The organism is Geobacter metallireducens GS-15, assembly GCF_000012925.1.
Classification (GTDB): domain Bacteria; phylum Desulfobacterota; class Desulfuromonadia; order Geobacterales; family Geobacteraceae; genus Geobacter; species Geobacter metallireducens.
On the sequence record NC_007517.1, the window covers coordinates 3,450,161 to 3,470,690 of the forward strand.

Here is a 20,530-nt window from a genome sequence, read left to right on the forward strand (position 1 = left end):
CTCCCTGGTCAGCCTAAAGATCGCCCGCCCCTCGCACAGGCACAAGTTCGCCCTGCCGCCACCCGTTCAAGATAGGCCGGCACTGCCTTCTTCGCCACGCCGCCGAGGGAGTGCATGAGCTCAAAGGTGACCTGCCTGAGGCGATAGGTTTCCTTGAGTTCCCCGATCATCGCCGTCCAGAGCTGGGCGGTCATTTCCGCATCGGCGAGAGCCCGGTGGAAGACTCCGTCTGTCTGGAGGCTGAGGTGGCTGACCAGCGTCTCCAGGCGGTGGTTTGGGGCATTGGTGTAGATCCGGCGGGCAGCGAGCATTGAGCAGGCAAAGTCCCCGGTCCGTCTCCTGCCGATGCGGGAGAGTTCGGCGTCCAGGAAGCGGCGGTCGAAGCTCGCGTTGTGGGCAACCAGGTTGTGGCCGGCAATGAAGGAGGCAAACCGCTCCATCACCTGCTCCGCAGGTGGGGCCTTGGCCAGCATCTCATTGGTGATGCCGGTGTATTCCTCGATGAAACCGCTCACCCTCTTGCCGGGATTCATGAGACTCTGGAATCTGTCAACAATCCGGTTGTTCCGGACCAGTACCGCACCGATCTCGATGGCCCGGTCGCCATAGCCAGGTGAGAGGCCAGTTGTCTCGAAGTCGAGGATGACGGCGGTAAACTTCCCCATCAGGACTCCCCGTTGATGGAGTTCTTGAGGACCGCACTGGGCTTGAATGTCAGCACTCGCCGGGACTGGATGGTGAGCGCCTCGCCGGTCTGGGGATTGCGCCCCCGCCGGTCCGCTTTCCTTTTTACTTCGAAGTTGCCAAAACCGGTGATCTTTATCCTGTCTTCCCGCTCAAGGGTCTTCTTGATTTGCTCAAGGAGCACTTCGACCATCTCGTCCGCTTCTCTCCTTGAATAGCTCCCTTGGTGCTCACCAGTTCTGCAATCTCTTCTTTTGTCATGGGGTTACGCTTCCTCCCATTGCTTATCGTTTTTTAATCGCGGGAATTTACCACAAATTCATCGGGCAGAGGAAGCTTTCTGCGCAACACACCATTGGCGTAACCGGTTGCGCTGATAGGATGTTAATCGGCATGGAACTTTGACCCACTTTGAGGGGTAATCGGCGTCCAAGAGTGACCCACCACTTAACAGGCTATCTTGTTGATATTGCGATTTTATTTATGTTGTTACCAGGGTCAACCTTGCTTGCCGATGGCGGGTCAATCCACGATGCCGATTAACAATCCACTACCAATTCATGGAGAGGTCCGGGAGATGACGAAAGCCGATTTAGCCGACAAAATTCAGGAAAGGATCTCTTGCCAGAAGAAGGAAGCCGTTGAATTGGTGGAACTCGTCATGGAATCGCTCAAGGATGCCATTGCGACCGAAGGACTTGTGAAGATCAGCGGTTTTGGAAATTTTGTCGTTCGGCAGAAGACGGATAGAGCCGGAAGGAACCCGCAGACCGGGGAGACAATTACCATTTCATCTCGGAAGGTTCTGACGTTCAAACCAAGCGTGATCTTGAAAAATCGGATAAATTCCAGCTTGATGTCAAGTGACTGATAGCATTAGTCTCGTTGAACAAAGAACGGGGAAAGGTTTATCATTGCTTCCCGTGCCTTCATAATATCAGTCCCAACCTTCCGTGAAAGAATTTCAACAAGGTCTTCTTGATTCGGTTGACCGAGTACCATCCTATAAAGAAGACGCTGCTGCTTCAACCATTCTAATCGCTGGTGTTCCTCGCTAAGAGGAACACTGAAGATCCATCTTCTTGATTGAGCACCATTGCAAACCCACCAGGGTGACATTCCTGATTTATCGCTGAGAGTATCGTGCGCAAGACGCTCAAGCGTTTCCCACGGACTCCCAGAATTAGTCTTCCCGTAGATATCTACTTTAGATGCAATCGCCTGCCGAATACATAGTCCACCAAACCTTTGAATACGACCCTCCCGCTGTTCCAAGTCAACAGGGTTCCTCGGAAGATCCCAATGAACCACAGTGTCGCACCAAAGGTGGAAATCCAGACCTTCCTGACCTACGGACGTTGTTACTAAGACGTGAGGCCAGAATGGCGAATTAAAAGCCTTTTGAAGATCCTCAGTCCGCAACTGAGCTTCACCACCCTCTTGGAGGGCACCCTCCTTCATATCAATAAACGGCAGAGCAGCGTGGCAGCGCAAATTAAATGACGTTTCTCCGCTTGCAGCAGGAGCAGTTAACCTGAAAGATCCTGTTCGCAGCCTGAGAGCAGTCCGAAGCGCCTTTAAAAGATCTGATCCCTCGGCACCTCGCGTCTTCCGCAATATCCAGAAATGTTCGTCGAGAACGGCTTCAAGATTGCCATCTTTCACCGCCTTACGTATTGCGTCCGGATAGGTATCATCTCTCGCTTCAAGTGCTGCAGCAAATACGGGGTGATCGAGGTATGACCTGAAGCCGTTCCATGACAGATCGAGTGTTTCGGCAAACCCTGATGCAGTTACCGCATCCGGCCAGTGTCTCTTCAAGGCACGCGCCAGAACAACCCCGGGCGATGAAAGAGCGTAATCTACAAGGTCTTCCAACTCTTTCGGGGTGACATGACCAACAGGTTTCCCTGCTTCATCCTCCCACTTCTTTACTGCGGCAGAAGAACCGGCCCCGAGAATGTCACGGCCTGCCGTCAGCGCTGCACGCCAGGCCGCTCCGATGAATCGCGCAGGTTTTGTATATTCAGCATCCAGGCGCGCAAGAAGTATCCACGTTCGTCGCGCTTTTCCGCTTGATTCGACAGAAATTCCGAGATCCTTCAGTGCCTTTTTGATTTGGTCACGAACATTTTTCTTCAATCTGTCTGGGGCACTCAATGTCACCAGAGGATCGATTTGAGAAAGAAAGATGGAGGGATGAAAGAGGCCAAGCAGTTGGGGCCGCTTCGGAGACGGTTGAAGAAGGCGCCTTTTGGAAACGCTTTCATAAACAACGTTAGTCCCACGCGCAGAAGCTACTTCCACGTCATAACTAAGTAAAGCAGCAACTGCCTGTGGAACGGCCCGGAAACGACTGAACACCAACGCCTTGCCAGTCGTCTTTCCTTTCCATTTTCCTCGGAGGGGCCACCATGGGAATGATGGCGATACCCATGGCAAAGAGAGGGATTCCGGAGAAAGTCGTTGACGTAACGCGCGCATTTTTGGATGAGGGGGATCAAATGGCTTGAGTTTATCGCGAGATGATTTGCGGAACCAGGAAATGCCGCGTCGAGGTATGCATTTGGCATGGCGACGCGCAACGTAACGGATTGACATAGTCTGCATCGGGATTGGAATTGAGGACCAATAAGGAACCGCCCACGGATGGTGACGCAGTTGGAAACAGTCGGCAAGATGTTTAAACGTCTTGATGTCTGCGCTGATCACTGACGAGGGAAGGTGTTCTGTTCGGAAATCATCCCAACCATCTGGATGCGCCCCCCTCTCTGTCCGAGCGACAATACACGAAAGAAGTGACTCAATTTCTATTTTTGCGACAGCTGCTTCAGATGAGGTAGGCGTACCCTTTCGAATTTCTTTTTCCAACACCCCAAAAGATTTCTGGCACCTGCCCAGACGAACTCCGCAATCATCAACATTTCCCCACAGAAATTTCAGAAGGCTGAGAAATTCCGTATGGTGAGCGCTGCCTTCCGACTCTTCCCAACGACGGGAATACATCCTGTAGGGAGTTGCAGACAACAGCAGCAAACCAGGCCGACAAGAAGGGTCATCACCTCTCAGGACATTGATAACCCGTTTTTCTGCATTGTCGAGATCCGGCGCCAGAAGATCCCGAAAGCGTTGGAACTCGTCAAAAATTACCAGGTCGGGTGTTAATGTCCTTATTGCACATGCCGCTAGAGCATTTCGGAGGTGTGCTACAAAATCGAGTGCCTTTTTCGATTGAATTTCCAGGTTCTGAACGACGGACTGGCCTTTTCCAATGTCGAACTCCTCGCGAACAGATCGGATAAAGGACTTCAGCAGTGTGTCCGTAACTTTACTACGTTGCGTATAGACCGCAGCGCCCCAGGATCTTGAAGCTGAGCGCCGAAACACCTTTTCATCAACCAATTCAAGAAGCTCTGGCCACGCTGACTCTATAAGCGCAAAAATCAACGCCCGTTCTTCACATCGACCAGCACTTTTTCGTTTGCCACTTCTGAGAGGAATTGATGTATCCGGGGTGAGAGTGTAAATAGCAAGTTGTCTGTCCGAAGGCTTGACCGATGTCGCCATGAGGGTCAGACGATCCGTACGACTGGTGGCCGAATCTCTTCGATCATGCGGAATTACTTCCAGCAATTTGTTGCGATTCTGACGAGCTACAGTAAGGTTACTGCAGACATAAAATACAACCAGCGGCCGAGTTTTTCCCTCCATCATCTTTTTAACAAGTGCCTGAGCAACAACAGTTTTCCCAAGGCCAACTTCATCGGCAACCAGAAACCGGCGTGATCCGTTTGGATCATGAAAGGCTTTCAGAATTCGAGCAACAGTTGCTTCCTGAAAAGGTTTCGGGTCGCTCATGATATCAAACCAGCCCCTGTGTAATCATCTTCCATAATTCCTGAAATTTCTCAATTTCCGCCAGCTCCTCTGGGGTAGCATCGGTTTCATGTTGTTCAAAAGCCTTCAGAAAGGAGGTAACGCGTAGGTTTATATCGGCAAGCGTTTTTCGGTTTCTGGTCCACGCTCGAAGAATATCTTCAAGAGATGGCGCAATTAACTCCATTTGGAATGAAACTCCGGAATCAGTTGAACCAGTTTTATCCGAAGTCCAGTCACCACCGCCATCACTCCCAGCATTATCGAGGAGAAGACTTCTCAGCCACTGAAGAAACATTCTTGGCCCAAGGTATGAAGCAAAGGCAAGCCGATCCCGTTCTTCACCAAGTGGAGGATTAACAGGAACTCGCTGGCACCATTCCTGGGATTTTTCATTCAATGACAGGCGTATATGAATGAATTCACTATCACGCGGTCTCGGGACCAGGGGAAGAATAAGCGATGAAGCCCCCCTTGGCCATGTATGTAATGCCTCTCCGAGAATGCCAACTTCCAGTTCGATCGCTGGCTTATGTGGATGAGGCGGGACCTTTGCGACAAGTTCATTTCTATCCGCATGAATTTGCCGCTGAACATCCCAGATTGCAGCAACCTCATTTCGAGCGTCCGCCAAATCTTTCTCGGTAGGATCGTCTGGATCGATGACCGGGGGCATGGACGAATCAAACTCTTGAGATGAATCTGCAAAAGTGCGTAAACCTTTATAAACGGTCTCGTCCACGGTGAGTTCAGCTAATACCTCGTAATTCTCACTCCAACCTCTTGTAGTCGCATTTGCGCTCCCAACCCACAAAGTGCGCCCCAAAGAATGCTTAACGGACAATATTTTCGCATGCAGTCCACGGGAAACATCTTCATCTGATTCCATAGCCTCGTCAAACTCAGGATGCGGTTCATCGGTAAGGGCCTCATCCAGGTACAACATTTCGGCATATGAAGAGAGTGGTTTCTTCGCTTGAGCTAGAAGTTTCGCCAGTGCAGTACCCGTTGAGAGTATTGTTCGATGAGTTTTTTCGTCTGCCCCCCAGCTTCCGAACTTTCGTACCGTGTTAGCATCCAAAAAAGGACTCACCAATAAGAGCTCGGATACACCTTTCGGTTCGGATGGGATATCGCGAAGTTCACCGGGGCAAAACAACTTGACATCTTTAACAGAAGTCCCTGCCGGCGCGTCCCATTGTACACCAGCGACCTTTAAGCGTATTATTTCAGGGAGTTCTGCGAATTCGGCGAGCTTCTTGACAAGTGGAGGTATGCCAGGAACTATGGTTCCCCGCTGGCCAGGGGTTCCAGTAAGGAGAATTCCCGTATCCCACGAAATATCTTGAGTCAGATTCCGGCTTCCCAACCAAAGCCGCCATACCAGTCGACCATCGGCATCATTCCGATAACTGACGACTGTTGTTTTCGGATGCCACGATCTTTTTCTTTCATCAGCAGGAACCTCGCGAATGAATTGATCACAAATGCCAATAATTCGGGAGGTCTTTCGTGGAAGGGAAACCCTTCCTCTCTGCACAACAAATCGGACACGTCGTCTCAGCATTTCGCAAGCATCAGCAAGATCCATCTTTGTGCCTGAACCACGATCATCATCCAGGCCAGCAAATGCCAGAAGTGCGGCAACTACAGCAACAAGATCGGCAGAGTAGGTAGCAACTACTGCATACTCCACTCTCCAGCCGGGATCAGGTCTGATTGCATCTAGGTATGGCAAGCTGTCCCAATTTTGCCTGGTCATGATGCACTTCTTAAATCCGACAGAATCCTTCGGACGTTGTACCAACGGTATGAAAGCGGTTCGGCGAGAGTATTGTCTTCAATTCCCCACTCCGCTCTACGTTTCTTGGCCGCAGGCGTTGAAGGTAATCTTGACCTAGTGCCCTTACGACGTATTTCAGCCTTTTGATAAACCTCCAGAAGATCCAAATAATTGTGCCCTCCCTTATTCAGCCACAATTGGGTCTCGCGAAGAAGTGTGGTGAATTGTGGTGGAATACCCGGGATATCTTGCTCAACGGAGCTAATATCAAGATTTTTCGCAGGAGTTATGTACTGAGGGATAGTCTTGAGAATTTGTTTCCGGTGGTGACTTGGCGTTTCATTTCCATCACGTTCTCGTAATTCTTCTACAAGTGCCGAATAGATCGCACGGCCAATGGCAGCGAGTGCGGAAGCTCGTCCAGCTCGTCTTAGCGCTGCACGATCATCAGTATCAGCAATAGCCATGACCGTACGATCCCAAGGGGATTGAATTTCTTCCACCGGCAGGGCTCGCTCAACCAGTGATGATAGCAATGACGTTTTGTCTGGGGTTCCGGGCCTGGTAACAGCACTCAAATGTCGCCGTAGAAACGCAGCCTCGTCAGGCTGTATATCAAACGTGAGAGAAGCGCTCTTATCCGTCCACTCTTTTGGTGGTCTTGGAATGCTTGAAAATAACTCCAATCCTTCTTCGGTAGGTTCGCCATCGTCATCTACAAGTTGAGGAACCATAGTGCGCTTCACCAACATTCGATTAACAACCGCCCTTCCAGGAATAGTGCCCGACATTGTCGGGCGAAGAATCCCCCATGTCCCCAGCGCTGTCCAGTAAACCATAGAAGCAGGCTGAGAAGTCGGACCGGGGTAAGACCTCCCCCCGATAACCCCATCTTGACCGGTTCTCTTTAAACGTCCTGCGAGGCTGATCTCCATACGGGAAATGGCACGTTCCGGTGTTTCGCTCAGGTTTCTATTCCGTGCTTCTTCGTAAAGCCATGGAACAAAGAGGATGTATCTTAGACGTGTTTGGAGAACTGAAGTCCCAGGGAAAAAACGGTTCGCATATCCCTGGTGAAGTGCGAGGAACCCGACTTCGTCTCGTACCCCCTGCTCATCGTTACGCAGTTTCGCCTCGGCCCGCCTCAAAGCATCTCGAGATAGCACCGTCCAACCTAATGCTGGCTCCAACATGCCCTCCTATATCATTGGGTTTCTACAGCCGGCGTGAAAGGATTAACATTTTCCTGTTCTAGTGTCTTTGGCGGGTCTGTCGAAATGATAGCAGCCGCCAATAAAGCGATAGCCGGATATTTCTCAGCCGTCCGTTTGACTTCGTCCACCCGCAGGCTGGGTTTTGGCAGACCGCACGAGGCAAGGAGATCAACAGTCATTAAATGAGGTTGCAAGGTCCGACGTAATAACCCTTGTACGTAGACAAATATTTTCAGTCCGCCCTCGTCAATATCCCCCCAATGGAAAAAAGGCATTCCAGATGGTAGTGAGACATCAAGCATCCGAAGAAAGTCAGCAAGACCTGGGGAGGGGAAGCCGGCTGTATAAAGAACAAGCCCGTTATCTCGAATCTCGGCGGCATAACGATTGAAGCTTGCAAGATTTTCTACAGTCAGAACGTACTCTGGCAACTTATCGGCCGAAACTCCCCGAATAGCTTGAGGTGGCAATCCCACGAAAGGCCGAATGCCTTCGCAGTCGAGGTGACGGTCAGAAAGCTTCAAAACAACCGGCCCGCTAAGCAATAATGGAGGAGGAAATCTGACCAGCCCAAGCGTTTCTAACAGCTCTTCGCCCGTCAGCTCTGTCGGATGGTATTTTTTCCAGACTGACGTAAATCGTGCCAGCATACCCTCCATAGCCTTGGAGTCCCCGAACTCGCGAGTACTGAACGTCCGCAGATCGAGATTGAGGTGACGGCCGGCGACAACCGCCTCCAATGCCCGGACCATCAGTCGGGCTGACGCGGTATCCCCCGGAGACATGCCAGCGGCCGACTGGTTTCGGCTCCACTTGCCGAGAAGGTCCTCAACCCATTCATTTATCCAAGTTTCTCGCCCGCTGAGCGCCGTTTCCAGTATGGAGCGGGCATCATCTGCCTGCTTGGCAGCCAGCGGCATCCCCAGATAATTGGCTAAGCCAGGACCATCTGTCAGGGTGATTCGTTTCAGAATGTGGCTTTCATACCCTCTCCCCCATTCGAGCGCCACTGTCCCTGCCGAGGCTGCTTCAAGGAGCCCTGCGTGAATGGCCTCCTTAGCTTCAGGAAGAGACGCTTCAAAATATTGTGGGGCCCTGGCTTGAGTGATTGGCAGTCGAACCAATCGGGAACGGTCGGGATTAGCCTGCCAGGCATCGAGGAGTTTCCTAAGGAGTTGACGGCTAGACTGGTTCATGAAGGAACTCCGCCGTTCCCGAAGCCTTCCGGTAAGGGTTGTCGGTTCTCAGCATTGCCCGCATGGCAGGTTTGATGGAAATCACCTCCGTCTCCACCGTGCCGCCGTCTCGCGTTACCCAGACAATAGTGTCCATCACCTCGGCCATTGTGGCGAATTTTTCGTCGGGCGCAGCGACAATAAGCTGAAGCTGGATGTTCTTCAGAAACTCGATGCAGCTGTGGCAGGTTGCGACACTGAGCTTCGAGAATGCCTCATCGAAAACTGCCAAGCTCATGCCACCGTGATGTTTACCGTATTCTTCCTTGAGACGGTAGGCCGCTGCCAGTGATGCGCCGATAGCAACATAGAACGGGGTCTGGTTTTCGCCACCGGAACCCTTCTGGATACGATGTTCGAGGTCGGATGTTGGGGTCCCCTCCGTATCACACATCTCCACATCAAACACCAGAAAGTTCCGGTAGTCCTGCAGCCTCTCCGCGGCCTTGGGATCCTGCAAAGCGGTGGTAATATCTTCCAATGCCTTGCGGTGCGGGCTATTGGAATCTGCAACAGGATCAAACAGTCCGCCCACTTCACGTGACGCCGGGCTATTGCAGGCCTTGGCAAAATCAATGATATGCTTAAATTCTGGGTTGGAGCTGGAACGAAACTTGTAGATTTCGCCATGGAAAGGATGCTTCTCCAGCGTCTTGTTAAGCTGGGTGATCGACCCTCTTACGGCCTCGACCTTGCCTATCAGGCGGCCTACAAACTTGGAGCGGAAGGTGTCCTCAGCTTCCTGGAGTGCTCTGGCCGATTTTTCGCGGTATTCGGCCAGAGTGGTTTCGACCAGGTGTTTTTTCTTCCGTCGGATAGTGACGGCGTACTCTTCGAAATGCTCTGGTCGGGATTCTTCGCCCTCTTCCAGAGCGAAGCGGAGATAATACTCCGTGTACTCCTTGATCATTCGAGTATTGTTTTCTTCGATTGTTTTTAACGCTGAACCTATCTCCTTTTCAGCCCTTTCACAGATCGCCGCAAAATCCCCGGCGTTCTGCTCGCGCCACCGGTCAAGGGTATCGGCTGCCTTCGCAGGATCAAGCAGCGGATTCCCACGCTTCTCTTCCAAGACAACTTGCAGAGCGTCCATCTGAGCGTCAAGAGCCTTCAATTTGTCATCGTTTTGTGCGTACTCTTTTTCAGCTTGAAGGCGCTTTTCATCCAGATCCTTGAGACTTTTCTTTATTCCTTCTGCCTTGTCCTCAAGCTTCTTGATTTCATCTCTGAGTTTCTGCTCCCGGGCATCAGAAGCCAAGGCTGCAAGTTTTTCCTGCATCTCCTGGATGGCTTTCTCAGAAGCTGTGCGCTGCTCTACGAGAGCGGACAATGAAATAACGGCATCGCCCGAGAACTGCCGCTTGCAATCTTCCAGCAGAACTTTCAGACTGCCGAGATTCTCCTTTTCTCCTACTACCCCCGCCTGTTTTGTCGACAGCTCGTTCAAATCACGTTGATAAGCAACCCGCAACCCTTCTCGGGAACCTCTCCCCAAGATTGGCTGTACGTTCTTCAGCTCTGATACTGTACCACCGGAACTCAACATCCCATCGGCAGTTGCGGCCCGGTCGTGGTGAAGCAGGTCCTTCTCGGTATCGACGCAGACGATATTCCCGAGACGGCGATTGATAAACGCCCTCGCATGCACATCATCGGTGTTGAGGCAATCGGCTAGAGTGCCCTGCTGTTTGGAGGCCTTCCAGCGGTCGGTCTGGGTTGTATTGATGATATGACAGCCGGGAAACTCTTGCCTCCCCTCATGGCGATAGAGGTGAACTGCCTTGCGGGCCTGCTCAGGAAGCACTACCAGGGCCTCGCGGATATTGCCGAGAATGCTTTCAATGGTGCCGCGCCACGTCTCGTCGGCAACATCCACCAGATCGCACAATGGCTTGGATTCAATGCCATGTTTCTTGAAAAACTGAATCAGATTCCGAGTGTTTGGTTGAAGCGGGGCTTTACCGTGTTGTAGCTGCTTGAGTGCTTCAACGAGATTTTTCAGCCGCTTCTCCAAGTCCTTATGATCCGCACAGAAATCATCATAGCGGCTGCTCAGTTCCGGTAAAGAGCGCTCAACTGCCACCAGCAGCAATTCAAGACAGATGTCAACCTCGGAAGGATTTGACGGCCAGACCGCGGTGCTTATCATGTCGTCACCCGGCATCAGTTTGACTATATCGGAAATGGCCACGGCCAGAGAATCATTGACCGGCACATCCTTAAGTTTTTCAAAGCGCTGCAGCAGCCTGCGGATCTCGGTAATCCTCGCCTTCACATCTCCTTCGCGCTGCCTTGCCTGATCACTTTCTAATTGCAGGCGATCCCGCTGGACTTGGACATCACAGAGCTTCAACTCCCCACGTTTCTCACCGAGTTCCTCTTGAACCTTTGCCTGCTGGTCCTCAAGAACCGTCTTGTCCTTACCCATATGCTCGCGGGCCTCTTCAAGATCGGCCAACGCGCCCCGCAAGGGGTCGGCGCTTCCCTCAATCTGCTCGATACGGGCATTCAACGAGACATACTCGGCCATCACATGTTGGGCGCGAGCATTTTCCACCTTCTCGCAGCAAACTTCGAGGCGAGTCAAATCAGCGACCCGCCGACTAACCGATTCGGTCTTCTCCGCCATGTCACGATAATTTTTCAAGGCGCTCTGCAGCTCCTTGATCTGCAGGTCATCACGATCGAGCATGTAGCGGCGGATGAACTCGGTAGGATCGGAGATCTTCTCCAGGCGGAACGCTGCTTGGAGAGCCTTGAGAACGGTCTTGTCATTGTTGGGTGAACCTGGGTGTTCACTCAGGCAGCCGTAGAGATCCTGGGTGAATTTTCCCGGCTCGTGGTGAAACCGGGTGGCGTGGCACCTTTTCGCCAAGCGCTCCTTGACGCGCGCCCAGGGCAGGACAATCGTGCTGTCGCCTTTGCCCTGTTCCAGGAACAGGTCCTTGTGCCCAACCAGGCCGGGGCAAATGAAATACCCTTCCACCTTTTCTGCCATGTCTGCCATGCAAGCATAAATGCCAAGCCCGACACAGGTGGTTTCCCCGGTCTCGACATCATGGAAGTTCAGGGCCAGATAGCAATTCGCTTTGTCTCGCGGCTTGATCTTCGTGGCAAGTTCCGGTTTTTTCGGGTCCGACATGACCCCAAGGACGTATTCCCAGAGTTTGCGGGAGGATTGTTCATTGCTCCCCCGATTTAGGACCAGGAGCCGCTTGTTTGCCCCGGTCAGCACAGTCTGGATGGCGTCAAGCAAGGCCGATTTGCCAGCGCCATTATCGCCAATGAAGGCTGTATTGCCAACGATTGGGATTTCTACGGCTTCAAGGCGGAACCATTGAATGAGAACGGCTTTAATCAATGTCTTCATTGTCCCCCCCCTGCTTCATCGGTTCCGTTTTCCTCGCCTTCTCCTCCTTTGGTGTATTCTTCCAAAGCCTGCAAGAAACCGTGCGTTACTATGTCACGGATCGATGGGCGAATGCGGAAGCGGATCGCCTTGTCCTCGTCTTCGTCGATCTCTAAAAGCCCTTGGCGGGAGAAGGTTCTAAGAATTTCGCGCAGCCTCACCAAGCCTGGCCGCTTTCTGCCGGTGTGCGCAACAAAGGTGTCCAGCATGACCTCGCTGTCGGTAAAGACCTGCGAAAACTCTCCCACTCTGCACTCCTGGGCGGCTCTCTCGTAGATGACCCGCAGGACGAGGAGGAACAGAGAGTGTTCAGTGTCCAGGCCAACGGTCAGATGAGATTCCCGGGGGACCACGCCAACATACCCTGCCGTCCGGTCGCATATCAATTCGAGATTCAGGGCATCGAACAGGTTTCGGTAATAATCCTCGGCGTCGAGGATCTGGTGAAAAGAACGCTGGTCCCTGCTCTTGTCTCCGAAAAGGAACTGACGATCCAGGGCAATTGATGCTGCGCGACGTAAATCCTCTGCGGCCAGGTTTTCATCCTTATCAAGCATGCGACGGAGCTCGTGAAGCATCCCCTACCCCTTCCTTTCGACGATAAAATCGCTGCATTCCAACAGTGGTGTATCAAGCCGATCCCCTGTGCGGCGAATGTTGAACAGAGGCATGTTCGGGACCGGTTTGCCCTTCATCTGGTTGAGAAAAGGGACAAAGGCAAATGCCACCAACTCATCGACCGATTCGATCTTGAAATCCTTAGCCGCGAACGTGGCGCGCTCCCCCATCTGCCGGTCGATGAACGCAACCACTTTGGCAGGTGACATGACACGCCGCTGCAGGTAATCCTGGATAAGCCGCAGGCGCTCTTTGACTTCTGTACTGAGTTCCTGCTCCCTGGCCAGCTCGATGAATTGAGGTTGTCGGCGTCTCTGTGGTTTGCGGATGCTGCGATGACTCAACAGCGCATGAGATATCCAGCGAGGAGGTTGGGGTAAAGCGGGGAGCTCTCCATCGGGCTGCTCCAGCGATCTCCTGCCGAGCTCTTCCAGCAGCTTGATTCCTCGGTTGGTTAGATCGGGAACGTTGCGATCCATGTAACGGACCATTTCCGCCACCCGTGATTCCAGGCGCATGCGGTACAAATCGATGGCATCGAGTCGCCGATCAACTGAGCGGAACACCCTGGCGATAAAATGAAGATCGCTTATCACCTTTTCCCGCGCTGCGTCTGGCGCCAGGTTCTTGTCTTCCTGGTAGACCTTGATCAGCGCCGTCATGATTGAGTCTATATGTTCGATCTGAATCAGGAGGTTCAGGACATTGGCGCGATGACGAAAGGGGTTGTTTTCCGCCTGGAGGGACTTGTAATCGGAGATCAGCAGATTCTCGACAAAATCATCGAAAAAAGTGGACAGGGCAAGTTTAGGGTTGTGCTGACGGGTGATGATGTCCTGAAAGCCGCGGAGGCCGGAGAAGATATTTTGCAAGTGACGGGTGAAGTCACGCGCCGCTCTAACAACCTCAATGAATGCGCGGGCATTGTCTTCAGGGTGATTGGCAATCGCCTGGAGTTGTAGATGGATAGAGGCGATGGTGCTGCCGTAGTTCTTCTTTTCTGCATGGGCGACACCTTCAAGGGCCTCCAAGAGAAGACTGGCGTGAGGTGGCATGATGACGTTGACGTGATAGCCGTCTTCTTCCTCTTCGAGCCAGCCTGTCACGACGAGGCGCTTGTAGATGTACCTGGCGGCCGGCCCTGGCGCATTGCTGATATCCTCCTCCGCGTCCCCTTCCTCATCGACGATTTGCAGCAGGCGGCCTTTGCGTTCCAGCAGTTCTTCTATCTCACGGACGACATGACCGCGTCGTGGAAAAACCGCCTCGTTGGTTATATCCTCATCCGAGAAATACCTGAAAAGGAAGAGAAGGATTTCCTCAAAGAAATATCTGTTTGCGCCCGCGAGAGGCTTGAAGATTTCGTCGGGCAGCTTGTTGAAAAGCATGAGGCGCTCCAGCAGTGTAGCTGTTTTCAGTCCAATCCATCCAAGTGCAAAGTTGATTGCAGTTGCCGGCCATGATCAATGCATTTTCTCACACAAGTGCGACAGGATACGTCTCAAACTCTATTTACTGGAACTTCCTATTTTGTGACATGCAACTTAGCCACCTAAGGCTACCAGATCACAACCCGGGCCTGAGATGACACTTCTCATAAGACTACCAATCGAAAATCAGGAAGCTCTGTCAAGTATGTCTAAGGGGGTTGGTCAAGGGTGTTGGATGACGCGGAACTGTTCCTCGCTATCCGCCAGCTTCCGCTCAAGGATTCCCAACTCTTCACGAGTATAAATGCTCTCCCCTCGTGCGATCTCGCGCTTGAGGCGTTTGATCCGGCCGGGAAGACTGTCCGTCTGGAGGCGGCTGTCACCATGCAGCAGCGTCATGTCCTTCACCGCCGGGTTGCGGGATGAAGTCGACACATCAAATTCCCCTACACCACGCTTATGCGAATCATTGTCAGAGCATCCAGCAGCGAGAAGAAGAAGCATGGTGGCAACTACTGGCGATGTCTTGGCGTTCACGTTCTCTTGCTCTTGGCTGGGTCAAGAAGTTCTTTCAGTTCCTCAATCTCTGCCCTCATCACGGATTTTTTTCCATTTCCTTCCATAGCATAATTGTCTTCGCATGTTTTCGATACTGAGCGCCTAATTAGCGAGCAGCCATACTTCAGGGACCGCAACAACAATAAGCAACTCGTGGATCAGAGTTGCAATGGGCGAATGTCCAGATGATTAATGCTTATTAGTGACCGTTCCCATTCTCGCTAGCTTTAGAGCCTGTTCGAACGTGACAGACATACCGCCATTTCTCTTCGCGAAAGCCTTGGCATTCTGCTTACTGACAAAGGCCAACTGCTCCACATTAGACATAAGCCCCTTCTGGTTACTGCCAACAATCCATGCCGCCGATTTTGCTTCTAACAGCTTCCCCGAATTGAAATCAGCCACCTTGATCGATATGGCCTGCTTACCAGTTCTCTCGTCCATCGCCATCGCAGCACAATGCAAACTGCAGGTCCCAACGGTAGTCCCATCAGTATAAACGATTAGCATTCGGCTATGGGCAAAACTTGTCCGGTTCATCCCGCACATCAGGCAAGACGCCGGGGCCTCTCACCCTCTCTAGTGCGAAGGCTGGGGAATCTACAAAAACAAGGCAAAGCATGATGCCCAGCATAAATTTGTCCATGATTTTCACCTACTAACTCATCTGCCCCTGAACCGCTCTTGGAATAGCTTCAATAGGATAGCCATGAGAAGATTCTTGATGTTGACGCCGCACCTGGCCAAGGTGGCGTTGATTTTGTCGCCTTCTTCGCCCTTGAGGTAGTTGCGGCCAATCCGGTGGTCTTGCTTTACTTTGCCGATGATCGGCTCGATACTGCTGCGCCTTCGACGCCATTTCTAGGCGCTAGCCTTCACACTCCTCTTTTTCTTGTTGGCTAGATAGATCTCAATGGTGCTGAGTATTGCCGGTGTCCCCTTTTCAACCGAATGCGCAAACTGCGATGATCTCGATCAACCTGTTGCGCCAAGCCGACAGGTGTTCAACGCTATCCTTATGTGGATGATTCTTTCTTTCCAAGACGATGCCTTTACGCCTCAAGCTTTTTTGGGTCTCGTCGAATAGCTCCCTTTCCACGTAATCTCGTACAACTTCGTCGGCCAGGTCCCTAGTGACCACAGTAGATGAAATCAAAACGTACGTAGAACATCCCGATGGTAAGCCCGACTGATCAATCTCTACCAAGCAAACGTATTTTTCTCGATACCTGAACCAGACATAAGCACATTCCCGTCGCTTCTCAGCTGTATTACCATATGTCTCCCGTAAAGACGGCTTACGAGAACCTCTCTGTCTTTGCCAGACAGGCTGCCTTGACAATGAAATACGAGTCACCGCTGCAATGCTGCTGTCCTCATTGACCAGCCTATACCCTTTCAGCCCTCTGACCAACCGCACAAAATCGTCCAAAGGCATTGAGTAGTCATCGGGCTCGGCAGCATCACCATCGTCTCGCTCCACCTTCGCCTTCGCAATGGCAATATCGTCCATGGGATAGTCTTGCTGGGTACTCAGCTCAACATCCTTATCGCCAGGCATTAACTTGGGAACCTTTCCCTCATCCTTGCGTGGTGTAGGAATGTAGTCCTTGTTCTCCCTTATGGCACGTGCATTACAGTTGGCGATGCTCACATGGTTCTGGAGGATCCTTCGGATGTAACGGCTGGAAGGATTGCTGGGTGCAAGGTTCTTCCCTGACTTTGCTGTCAAAGCCGGGAAAGTTTCCGTATCCCCATCAGGATCATCAATTTCATACGTTCGTCGATCAATAGTGATGCTGTCGAAAGGAAAGAGGCTGTCTTCTTCCAATACCTGGAACACAACAAAAGTCTTGCCACCTTCAGGATTGGTGGCAAGATGCCCTCTCGCCTTGATTGTTATTTCCTGGTTGACTGGAAAATCCACCTTGAGGCGTTGAAATTGACCACTATCGGCGTTAACGCTATTCCGAACCATTCTCATGCGACTACCCGCGAATCCATTAGCCAGAAATCGGACTATGCTCTTTGCGTCAGAATCCGCAGCGCCAGGTTTCATGGTGATCTTGGCGTGTAGGGTACTATCATCCAATGAATAGTCTTCGTGGAGGCGCTTTAGGTTTTGAGAAAAGACCGCCTCACGCAAGGAGGTGGATTTGAAATAGTAGACGCCTGCGAGAACTGCGCAAGGAATGACGATCTTCATATCGTCACAGTGAAATACCAGACACTGCTGGTTCTTGCAGATGGCCGAGTTATTTTTGGTAAAATCGCTCTGATAGCGCGTGCTGGTCAACGAAAGATCGTATTCTAAGTCAGTTAACGCGTCCTGGATCCGTACGATTTTATTATGCTCGGAGGAGTTGACAGTAAATTTACGGACGGTACCTAGCGCTGGTTCTTTGATCAGTTTCCTGCCCTTGGCGAAATAGGAGCCTACAGTGCAATACGAAAGGAGCTCAGGAGGGATGGTGTCGGCGAGATAATAACCGGTCTTGACGTTTTTAAACAGTAGCCTGATGAGGCAACGGGATGAACTTACGTTTAGGTTGAGGATCCAGACGAGTTGAAAGCGATTTCTGGGATCCTCGGACCTCATCTTTGGCAGGATGTATATTTTGTCGAGGTCAGCCGGCACGTTACCCCGCACCGGAGTTGTAGCAATAACTATTGAAATGTAGCGTTAACTTCTGAAAATGACAGTTCCCTCCGCCGATCAATCCCACATCCGAGATAGTGTGATGGGGTGACCTGAACGGGCGCTGCGCCACGAGCGCATTGTCCCGGTCAAGGAGCCCCATGACGCTGTAAACCTTGGTCGTTTCGATGGCCTCCTCGAAGGACATGCGGGGAAGGATGGTCGGAATCCGCCGGGAGAGCATGGTCTTGCCGGATCCCGGCGGACCAATCATAATGATATTGTGAGACCCGGCGGCCGCCACCTCCAGTGCCCGCTTGGCATGTTCCTGCCCCTTCACCTCGGAGAAGTCGTCGCCCGCGTCGGCGCTCCGTGCGAAGAACTCCTCCACGTCCACCCGGGACGGGTCGATGGACCGGTCGCCGTTGAGAAAATCCACTACTTCGGCCAGTTCCGATACGCCGACGACCTCGATACCCTCCACCACCGCTCCCTCGCGGGCGTTTTCCAGGGGAACCACGATGCCGCGCAGCCCCGCATTCCGGGCGGCCACGGCCACGGGGAGACAGCCGCGGACCGGTTTGACGCTCCCGTCCAGGGAGAGCTCGCCGAGGAGGAGGTACTCCTTGAGCCGCTCTCCCTTGACGACGCCGATGGCGGCCAGGATGCCGATGGAGATGGGGAGGTCAAAGGAGGCCCCCTCCTTCTTCAGGTCGGCGGGGGCCAGGTTGACGGTGATCTTGCGGGGGGGAAAATCGTAACCGGAGTTCTTGAGGGCTGATTTGACCCGGTCCTTGCTCTCCTTGACGGCGCCGTCAGGAAGCCCCACGGTGGCGAACTGGGGAAGTCCCTGGGCGATATCCACCTCCACGTCGACGATGACTGCGTCGATCCCGAGGAGAGCGCTGGAGAGGGCCTTGGCTAACATCAGGGGCCGTGGACCGGAGACAGGGTAGTGGCCGTGAGAAGAACCTGACCGATCATGACAAGAGAGTCTCCAGATATTTCTCGGCGTCCAGGGCCGCCATGCAGCCGGTGCCAGCCGAGGTTATGGCCTGCTTGTAGTACTGGTCCTGCACGTCGCCGGCGGCAAAGACGCCGGGGATGCTGGTGGCGGTGACGTTCCCCTCGCCGCCGCAGAGGGTGCGGATGTAGCCGTTGTCCATCTCCAGTTGCCCCTCAAAGAGCTGGGTGTTGGGAGCATGGCCAATGGCAATGAAGCAGCCGTGCACCGGGATATCCTTGGTGGAACCGCTGGTGTGGCGGATGCGGATGCCGGTGACCCCGGTGGCGTCCCCCAAAACCTCGTCCAGCACATGGTGCCATTCGATGGTAACATTACCCCCCTTGGTCTTTTCGATCAGACGGTCGGCGAGAATCTTCTCGGAGCGGAACTTGTCGCGCCGGTGAATGACCGTGACATGACTGGCGATGTTGGAAAGGTAGAGGGCCTCTTCCACGGCAGTGCTGCCGCCGCCGATGACCGCCACCGGCTTGCCGCGATAAAAAAAACCGTCGCAGGTGGCACAGGCCGAAACCCCTTTCCCCTTGAACGCGTCCTCCGACGGCAGCCCCAGGTATCTGGCGGTGGCACCGGTGGCAATGATGAGGGCGTCGCAGGTATAGATGCCATTGTCCCCCTCCAGGCGGAAGGGTCGCTCGCGAAGATTCGCCTTACCGATGTGGTCGAAGACCATGGTGGTATTGAAGCGCTCGGCGTGCTGGCGCATCCGCTCCATGAGGTCGGGTCCCTGGACGCCGTTTGGATCGCCGGGCCAGTTGTCCACCTCGGTGGTGGTCATCAACTGCCCCCCCTGCTGGAGTCCGGTGATGAGGGTCGGATTAAGGTTGGCGCGGGCGGCGTAGACGGCGGCGGTGTAGCCGGCAGGGCCGGAGCCGAGAATGATGAGGCGGTGATGGGTTGTTTCCATATTAGAATCCTCCAAAGACAGTCGCGCTACGATAGCAGCAACACTCCGGAAATGCAAGGGGGGAGCGGTTCTTTCCGTTTGACCCGCCAAAGGGGCATCTGCTACAGTGAACCCCTGACGGGAAGGGGGGACGAAGCCGACCATGCACGCCGAAACGCACCTTGACCAGAGCATCACCGGACGCTTCAAGTATGCCATCATCCTGACGACCTTCACCCTGGTGGCCGAGGTCGCGGGTGGGATCTGGACCAACTCCCTGGCCCTCCTGTCGGACGCGGCCCACGTCTTTCTCGACCTCTTCGCCCTGATCCTGTCGCTGGCGGCCATCAAGCTCGCCGGCTACCCCGCCTCCGACACCCGCACCTTCGGCTGGCACCGGACCGAGGTCTTCGCCTCTTTCATCAACGGCGCCACGGTCTTCCTCATGGCCATCGGCATCTTCTACGAGGCCTGGGAGCGGCTGCGCCACCCGGTGGAGGTCAAGAGCCTCCCGATGCTGGTCATCGCCGCGGTGGGCCTCGTCATGAACCTCGTCGCCGCCTCGGCCCTCCACAGCCACTCCCACGACGATCTGAACGTGCGCAGCGCCTTTCTCCACGTCATCGGCGACGCGGCCGCCTCGGTGGGGGTCATCATCGGCGGCGTCATCATGTACTACACCAGCTGGTACCTCCTGGACGCCATCATCTCCGCCGGGATCGGCTGCGTCATCTTCTGGGGGTCGTGGCGGGTGATCCGGGAGTCGTCCCACATCCTCATGGAGGGGGTCCCCCGGGGGATGAGCACCCGGGAAGTGGCCATTGCCATGCAGGAAGTGGAGGGGGTGAACACGGTCCACCACCTGAACATCTGGACCATCTGCTCCCACATCCTGGCCCTGTCGGCCCACGTGGATGTGGAGCCCGAGCACAAGGAGCGGCAGGCGGATGTGCTCAGGCGGCTCGAAGAGCTGCTCTTCGAGCGCTACCACATCTCCCACACCACCCTCCAGGCCGAGTGCACCCGGTGCGCGGAAACACCGCCGATCATAAAGGAGCTACGCCACCGCCCCCGCCACGGCCAGCACCACGACCATCACGGCCACGACCATGGGCACGGCCATGACCACCACGGGCACGACCACGACCACTGCCACCATGACCACTAGCAACCCC

16 protein-coding genes and 1 pseudogene are annotated in these 20,530 nt (G+C 53.6%); 2 read left to right on the forward strand and 15 right to left on the reverse strand.

Annotated elements, in window-relative coordinates; all coding sequences use genetic code 11:
- Positions 1–8 precede the first annotated feature (8 nt).
- Both GMET_RS15320 and GMET_RS15325 read right to left on the reverse strand, forming a co-directional pair.
- Positions 9–665 carry a 3'-5' exonuclease gene (locus GMET_RS15320; RefSeq protein ID WP_004513615.1) on the reverse strand — a complete coding sequence of 219 codons (657 nt, stop codon included), beginning with the start codon at positions 663–665 and terminating at the stop codon, positions 9–11.
- Complete coding sequence (locus tag GMET_RS15325; protein WP_004513616.1) at positions 665–877, reverse strand: integration host factor subunit alpha; 213 nt, start codon at positions 875–877, stop codon at positions 665–667. Before GMET_RS15325 ends, GMET_RS15320 begins: the two co-directional genes overlap by 1 nt.
- Positions 878–1,261: 384 nt before the next feature.
- On the opposite strand from GMET_RS15325, the gene GMET_RS15330 reads away from it, so the two are divergent.
- A complete protein-coding gene (locus GMET_RS15330) occupies positions 1,262–1,555 on the forward strand; it encodes an integration host factor subunit alpha (RefSeq protein WP_004513617.1) in 294 nt (97 codons plus the stop codon).
- Positions 1,556–1,560: 5 nt separating this feature from the next.
- On the opposite strand, the gene GMET_RS15335 is transcribed toward GMET_RS15330, so the two are convergent.
- From GMET_RS15335 to trxB, 13 genes and pseudogenes are all read right to left on the reverse strand, one after another.
- Positions 1,561–4,542: a C-terminal helicase domain-containing protein gene (locus GMET_RS15335; RefSeq protein ID WP_004513618.1), complete on the reverse strand. Its 2,982-nt coding sequence runs from the start codon at positions 4,540–4,542 to the stop codon at positions 1,561–1,563.
- Positions 4,543–4,546: 4 nt separating this feature from the next.
- Positions 4,547–6,322 (reverse strand): phospholipase D family protein, encoded by a 1,776-nt coding sequence (locus GMET_RS15340; RefSeq protein WP_004513619.1) that lies wholly within the window; start codon positions 6,320–6,322, stop codon positions 4,547–4,549.
- The gene (locus GMET_RS18480) at positions 6,319–7,536 is read right to left on the reverse strand and encodes a DUF6361 family protein (RefSeq protein ID WP_004513620.1); all 1,218 of its coding nucleotides are present in this window, start codon (positions 7,534–7,536) and stop codon (positions 6,319–6,321) included. The genes GMET_RS15340 and GMET_RS18480 overlap by 4 nt, the downstream gene beginning before the upstream one ends.
- Positions 7,537–7,547: 11 nt before the next feature.
- Complete coding sequence (locus tag GMET_RS15345) at positions 7,548–8,753, reverse strand: Wadjet anti-phage system protein JetD domain-containing protein (protein ID WP_004513621.1); 1,206 nt, start codon at positions 8,751–8,753, stop codon at positions 7,548–7,550.
- The gene (locus GMET_RS15350; RefSeq protein WP_004513622.1) at positions 8,740–12,162 is read right to left on the reverse strand and encodes an SbcC/MukB-like Walker B domain-containing protein; all 3,423 of its coding nucleotides are present in this window, start codon (positions 12,160–12,162) and stop codon (positions 8,740–8,742) included. The genes GMET_RS15345 and GMET_RS15350 overlap by 14 nt, the downstream gene beginning before the upstream one ends.
- Positions 12,159–12,758: a DUF4194 domain-containing protein gene (locus GMET_RS15355; protein ID WP_238378947.1), complete on the reverse strand. Its 600-nt coding sequence runs from the start codon at positions 12,756–12,758 to the stop codon at positions 12,159–12,161. Before GMET_RS15355 ends, GMET_RS15350 begins: the two co-directional genes overlap by 4 nt.
- A 24-nt stretch (positions 12,759–12,782) precedes the next feature.
- Positions 12,783–14,207 carry a Wadjet anti-phage system protein JetA family protein gene (locus GMET_RS15360; RefSeq protein ID WP_004513624.1) on the reverse strand — a complete coding sequence of 475 codons (1,425 nt, stop codon included), beginning with the start codon at positions 14,205–14,207 and terminating at the stop codon, positions 12,783–12,785.
- Between the two features lie 264 nt (positions 14,208–14,471).
- Positions 14,472–14,684, reverse strand: a complete 213-nt coding sequence (locus tag GMET_RS15365; RefSeq protein ID WP_138983417.1) for a hypothetical protein — start codon at positions 14,682–14,684, stop codon at positions 14,472–14,474.
- 312 nt (positions 14,685–14,996) lie between these two features.
- The gene (locus GMET_RS15370; RefSeq protein ID WP_081431805.1) at positions 14,997–15,356 is read right to left on the reverse strand and encodes a nitrous oxide reductase accessory protein NosL; all 360 of its coding nucleotides are present in this window, start codon (positions 15,354–15,356) and stop codon (positions 14,997–14,999) included.
- A 114-nt stretch (positions 15,357–15,470) separates the two neighbouring features.
- Positions 15,471–15,749, reverse strand: a pseudogene (locus GMET_RS18650) (IS5/IS1182 family transposase); the annotation flags it as partial.
- Position 15,750: 1 nt separating this feature from the next.
- Positions 15,751–17,445, reverse strand: a complete 1,695-nt coding sequence (locus tag GMET_RS15375) for a hypothetical protein (protein ID WP_238378948.1) — start codon at positions 17,443–17,445, stop codon at positions 15,751–15,753.
- A gap of 1 nt (position 17,446) precedes the next feature.
- Positions 17,447–18,373, reverse strand: a complete 927-nt coding sequence (locus tag GMET_RS15380) for a YifB family Mg chelatase-like AAA ATPase (RefSeq protein ID WP_004513628.1) — start codon at positions 18,371–18,373, stop codon at positions 17,447–17,449.
- A gap of 52 nt (positions 18,374–18,425) precedes the next feature.
- On the reverse strand, positions 18,426–19,376 hold the full coding sequence (trxB, locus tag GMET_RS15385) for a thioredoxin-disulfide reductase (RefSeq protein ID WP_004513629.1): 951 nt from the start codon (positions 19,374–19,376) through the stop codon (positions 18,426–18,428).
- 142 nt (positions 19,377–19,518) lie between these two features.
- On the opposite strand from trxB, the gene GMET_RS15390 reads away from it, so the two are divergent.
- Positions 19,519–20,523 (forward strand): cation diffusion facilitator family transporter, encoded by a 1,005-nt coding sequence (locus GMET_RS15390; protein WP_004513630.1) that lies wholly within the window; start codon positions 19,519–19,521, stop codon positions 20,521–20,523.
- Positions 20,524–20,530 lie beyond the last annotated feature (7 nt).

Bases quoted from the DNA above. Each gene is read 5' to 3' on its own strand.
- GMET_RS15320 (WP_004513615.1), bottom strand. From the start codon at position 665: ATGGGGAAGTTTACCGCCGTCATCCTCGACTTCGAGACAACTGGCCTC.
- GMET_RS15325 (WP_004513616.1), bottom strand. From the start codon at position 877: ATGGTCGAAGTGCTCCTTGAGCAAATCAAGAAGACCCTTGAGCGGGAA.
- GMET_RS15330 (WP_004513617.1), top strand. From the start codon at position 1,262: ATGACGAAAGCCGATTTAGCCGACAAAATTCAGGAAAGGATCTCTTGC.
- GMET_RS15335 (WP_004513618.1), bottom strand. From the start codon at position 4,542: ATGAGCGACCCGAAACCTTTTCAGGAAGCAACTGTTGCTCGAATTCTG.
- GMET_RS15340 (WP_004513619.1), bottom strand. From the start codon at position 6,322: ATGACCAGGCAAAATTGGGACAGCTTGCCATACCTAGATGCAATCAGA.
- GMET_RS18480 (WP_004513620.1), bottom strand. From the start codon at position 7,536: ATGTTGGAGCCAGCATTAGGTTGGACGGTGCTATCTCGAGATGCTTTG.
- GMET_RS15345 (WP_004513621.1), bottom strand. From the start codon at position 8,753: ATGAACCAGTCTAGCCGTCAACTCCTTAGGAAACTCCTCGATGCCTGG.
- GMET_RS15350 (WP_004513622.1), bottom strand. From the start codon at position 12,162: ATGAAGACATTGATTAAAGCCGTTCTCATTCAATGGTTCCGCCTTGAA.
- GMET_RS15355 (WP_238378947.1), bottom strand. From the start codon at position 12,758: ATGCTTGATAAGGATGAAAACCTGGCCGCAGAGGATTTACGTCGCGCA.
- GMET_RS15360 (WP_004513624.1), bottom strand. From the start codon at position 14,207: ATGCTTTTCAACAAGCTGCCCGACGAAATCTTCAAGCCTCTCGCGGGC.
- GMET_RS15370 (WP_081431805.1), bottom strand. From the start codon at position 15,356: ATGTGCGGGATGAACCGGACAAGTTTTGCCCATAGCCGAATGCTAATC.
- GMET_RS15380 (WP_004513628.1), bottom strand. From the start codon at position 18,373: ATGTTAGCCAAGGCCCTCTCCAGCGCTCTCCTCGGGATCGACGCAGTC.
- trxB (WP_004513629.1), bottom strand. From the start codon at position 19,376: ATGGAAACAACCCATCACCGCCTCATCATTCTCGGCTCCGGCCCTGCC.
- GMET_RS15390 (WP_004513630.1), top strand. From the start codon at position 19,519: ATGCACGCCGAAACGCACCTTGACCAGAGCATCACCGGACGCTTCAAG.